The organism is Longimicrobium sp. (genome assembly GCF_036554565.1).
GTDB lineage: Bacteria > Gemmatimonadota > Gemmatimonadetes > Longimicrobiales > Longimicrobiaceae > Longimicrobium.
In genome coordinates, this window is sequence record NZ_DATBNB010000199.1 from 1 (window position 1) to 3,410 (window position 3,410).

At 69.1% G+C, this 3,410-nt stretch carries 3 protein-coding genes; 2 read left to right on the plus strand and 1 reads right to left on the minus strand.

Going from position 1 to position 3,410, the window contains the following annotated elements:
• Positions 1 to 146 precede the first annotated feature (146 nt).
• Positions 147 to 800 (minus strand): DUF3800 domain-containing protein, encoded by a 654-nt coding sequence (locus tag VIB55_RS05400; RefSeq protein WP_331875646.1) that lies wholly within the window; start codon positions 798 to 800, stop codon positions 147 to 149.
• A 224-nt stretch (positions 801 to 1,024) separates the two neighbouring features.
• Here VIB55_RS05400 and VIB55_RS05405 point away from each other — a divergent pair, with 224 nt between their 5' ends.
• Both VIB55_RS05405 and VIB55_RS05410 read left to right on the plus strand, forming a co-directional pair.
• Positions 1,025 to 2,527 (plus strand): hypothetical protein, encoded by a 1,503-nt coding sequence (locus tag VIB55_RS05405; RefSeq protein ID WP_331875647.1) that lies wholly within the window; start codon positions 1,025 to 1,027, stop codon positions 2,525 to 2,527.
• Positions 2,528 to 2,709: 182 nt separating this feature from the next.
• Positions 2,710 to 3,402: a hypothetical protein gene (locus VIB55_RS05410; RefSeq protein WP_331875648.1), complete on the plus strand. Its 693-nt coding sequence runs from the start codon at positions 2,710 to 2,712 to the stop codon at positions 3,400 to 3,402.
• The last annotated feature ends 8 nt before the right edge of the window (positions 3,403 to 3,410 follow it).

A 3,410-nucleotide genomic window follows, 5' to 3' on the forward strand; every position in this document is an offset into this window, starting at 1 on the left:
GCTCCCGTGAGGGAGCGCCCTTTCCAACCTGCGGCGCAATCAGCTAGCCGTGTTACCGGCAGAGCCCAGGGGCTCTTGTCGCCAACCGCATATGCCGCAGTTTTCTCCCTGCAAGATATGCCTCCCGCGCCTCCCTGTCAACGCCCTCAGTAGTAGTGCACGGCTCCATGAGCCCATAGGTCGAACTCGCTCCGGATCTTCGCGGCGATCAGGTCGTACTCGGCGTGGACGCCCCGCTCCCACTTCCGGCTCACCGCCCAGCTGCAGTAGTCCGCCACCTGCAAGCACGGCTCGCTGTCCGCCGCCCACGACGCAGTGTGGTAGCTGGTGCCGGGCGCCACCTGCGACACGACGTTCGTGACCGCCTGGTGCATCAGCTTCCGCTTCTTCCGCGTTCCGAGAGACGCACCCACCACGAACAGCTCGTCCGCAGGAGTGGCCACTCGCGGGGCGAGGCGGCGCATGTGGTAGTACCACGCGTACTGGTAGAACGCCTCGTCCGAAATCCTGGTCTGCGGCTGCGCCTTGGATTTCTCCAGCAGCGTCACGTCGACCCGAAAGTCGTGGCGCCGCAGCAGATCGAACACGCGCGCCCGTACCGGCAGTGTATCGGAGGTGGCGTGGAACTCGGACATGTGGCCGTGACCCTCCCACGCCAGCTCCCGCCGGAGGTCCAGGAGCGCGTTGCCGACCGTGTATTCACAGACGACCGTCGTCAGGATGAAGTAGCGGCTCGCGCCCGGCTTTCGGCTGAAGTCGAAGTTTCCGCTCTCGTCCGCGAAGACGTGGATACGGGGCATGGGATCTCGATGGGTGCAGTGGCCTCTCTGTTCACAATGCATACTTTGAAGGAGCCGCGGCGGAAGGGGCCTGTCGAGGCGTGAGCGTCCACGTGCGAAGATGAATCGTTCTGCTCACGAGGAGCGGAGCGGGAACCGGTATTCTCCCGTCGTCGCCGACGAGGTCGGTCGCGACCACGACTCCCGATACCGAATCCTGGTCCCCTCTGAGAGGAGAACTTTCCATGAAGCTGAACACCCTGCGCTTGGCCGGCGTACTGTGCACTCTTGCGATCGCCACCGCCTGCGCCGACAACGGCGTGCTCCCCACCGACCCCGAGCTCACCACCATCACGGTGGCAGCCGAGGAGAACCGTACCGAGCTGCCCGTCAACGGCGCCCTGCAGCTCACCGCCACCGGGCGCGACCAGGACGGCGCCCCGATGGAGACGGGCACGCTCGCCTGGAGCAGTGCCGACACCACGCGCGCGAAGATCGACGGGCAGGGCGTGGTGACGGGCCGCGGCAACGGCAGCGTGATCCTTACCGCCGCCAGCGCCACCGGCATCAAGGGCACGCTGACGCTCACCATCCGCGGGGCCGTGCACCGCGGGCCCATCACACAGAGCGAAACCTGGCGCGAGGCCGACAATCCGCACTACGTCACCGACGACGTGGTGGTGGCCGGCACCAACTCGCCGCGGCTGACCATCGAACCCGGCGTGGAGATCCGCTTCGCCGAGCGCGCCGCCATCTTCATCGGCGGGGAGCAGCCGGGGAGCCTGACGGCCGATGGCACGGCCGCGAAAAAGATCCGCTTCCTCGCCGATGACGCGTCGCCGGCAAAGGGGCACTACTACGGCGTGTACTTCGACCGGCAGACGGGCGCCGGGTCCAGCATCCGCCACGCCGATTTCAACCACTGCGGCATCGAGCGGGGGCAGGTGAAGGTGGGCGCGGATGCCTGCATCGCGGCGGTGGAGCCCAACGTGGCGCCCACGATCGCGGACGTGACCATCCAGAACAGCGGCAGCAACGGCATCGTGATGATGGACGGAGGCGCATTCGGCCCCGGCTCGGCCAACGTCAGCGTCAGCGGGGCGGAGCTCTTTCCGCTCGTCATCGGAGCCGACTTCGCCGGCACCCTTCCCGACGGCGGCACCTTCGGCGGCAACGGCACCAACCGGGTGCGCATCTTCTCCAACGAGCCGCTGACGCGGACGCAGACCTGGGCCAACCTGGGGATCGCCTACTCGGTGAGCGGCGACCTGATGATCGGCGGCGGCAGCTCGCCCGTGCTCACCCTGGCGGACAGCGTGGTGCTGCGCATGGCATCGGGCGCCACGGTGTACGTGGGCAACTGGTCGGGGAACGGCGAGCCCGGCGGGCTGGTGGCGCTCGGCAGCCGCGCGGAAACGGCGGCGGGACCGGTGGTCTTCACCCGCATCACCGCCGACTCGGACGCGCCCGGCAAGGGCTACTGGGACGGCATCCTCTTCGCCCGCCAGGCGCTGGGCGGCAGCCGGCTGCGGAACGTGTCGGTGGAGTGGGGGGGCGGGAGCGAGGGCGCCATCCTCACCCGCGGCGACCGGGGCGCGTTCATCACCGACAGCTTCATCACGGGTTCGGCCGGCTGCGGCATCTGGGTGGACCCGATGGGCAAAACGCCCACCGACCTTTCGGCCGGCGCGCTGAACAACGTGTTCGTGAACAACGACGGCGACGCCTTCTGCGTGGGCGACTTCTAACCGCCCGACGGTGGCACGCGAGGCGAGGGCTCGGCGGAGCGATCCGCCGGGCCCTGCCGCATCGGGCCGCCGCGCCCTGGGTCGATCATCCCATGCCGTGCCCGAACCTCGCCGGTAGACTCGTATCCGTCCGCCGCCGGCGCCGCGCGCCGGCGGACCCACTCTCCACCACGGACCGTCCGATGCCATCCATCGCCGCCCGGCTGGACCGCCTGCACGCCCGCGTCCGGGCCCATCCGCTGCTCTACCGCTTCACTCTCGCCACGCGGCTGCTGCTGGCCATGGGGTTCATCCCCACGGGCATGGTGAAGCTGCTGGGAATGAGGTTCACGCACATCGGCACCGACTCGCCGGTGGGGATGCTGTTCGAGGTGCTGTACGACGGAGGAGGGATGTACTGGCGGTTCCTCGGCGCGGTGCAGGTGGCGGCGGGGGTGCTGATCCTGGTTCCCGCGACGGCCACGCTGGGGGCGATGATCTTCTTTCCGTTGATCCTGAACATCTTCGTGATCACCGTGTCGTACGGATTCCGCGGAACGCCGTTCGTCACCGGGCCGATGGTGATGGCCTCGCTGTACCTGCTGTGCTGGGACTACGACCGGCTGCGCGGAACCGTGCTCTCCGGCCGGTACGGCGAGGGGCAGGCGCTGGATCCGCCGGTGCGGTCGCTGGGCGCGCGCTGGGAAGGGATCGCCTACGCGGCGGGTGGATTGGCGGTGATGGGCGTGCTGATGGCCATGCGCATCCAGGCGCCCGTCCGCGCCGCCTTCGTAATGTCGTGCCTGGCGATCGGCGCGGCGGCGGCCGTCGCTGCGCTCGCCGGGGCCTGGAGCGCGTGGAAACGGCGGGATCCCGTCCTGGCCGGTCCGCGCTGACGCCCGCC

Excerpts from the sequence above, each read along its gene's own strand:
- VIB55_RS05400 (WP_331875646.1), bottom strand. The coding sequence starts at position 800 with ATGCCCCGTATCCACGTCTTCGCGGACGAGAGCGGAAACTTCGACTTC.
- VIB55_RS05405 (WP_331875647.1), top strand. The coding sequence starts at position 1,025 with ATGAAGCTGAACACCCTGCGCTTGGCCGGCGTACTGTGCACTCTTGCG.
- VIB55_RS05410 (WP_331875648.1), top strand. The coding sequence starts at position 2,710 with ATGCCATCCATCGCCGCCCGGCTGGACCGCCTGCACGCCCGCGTCCGG.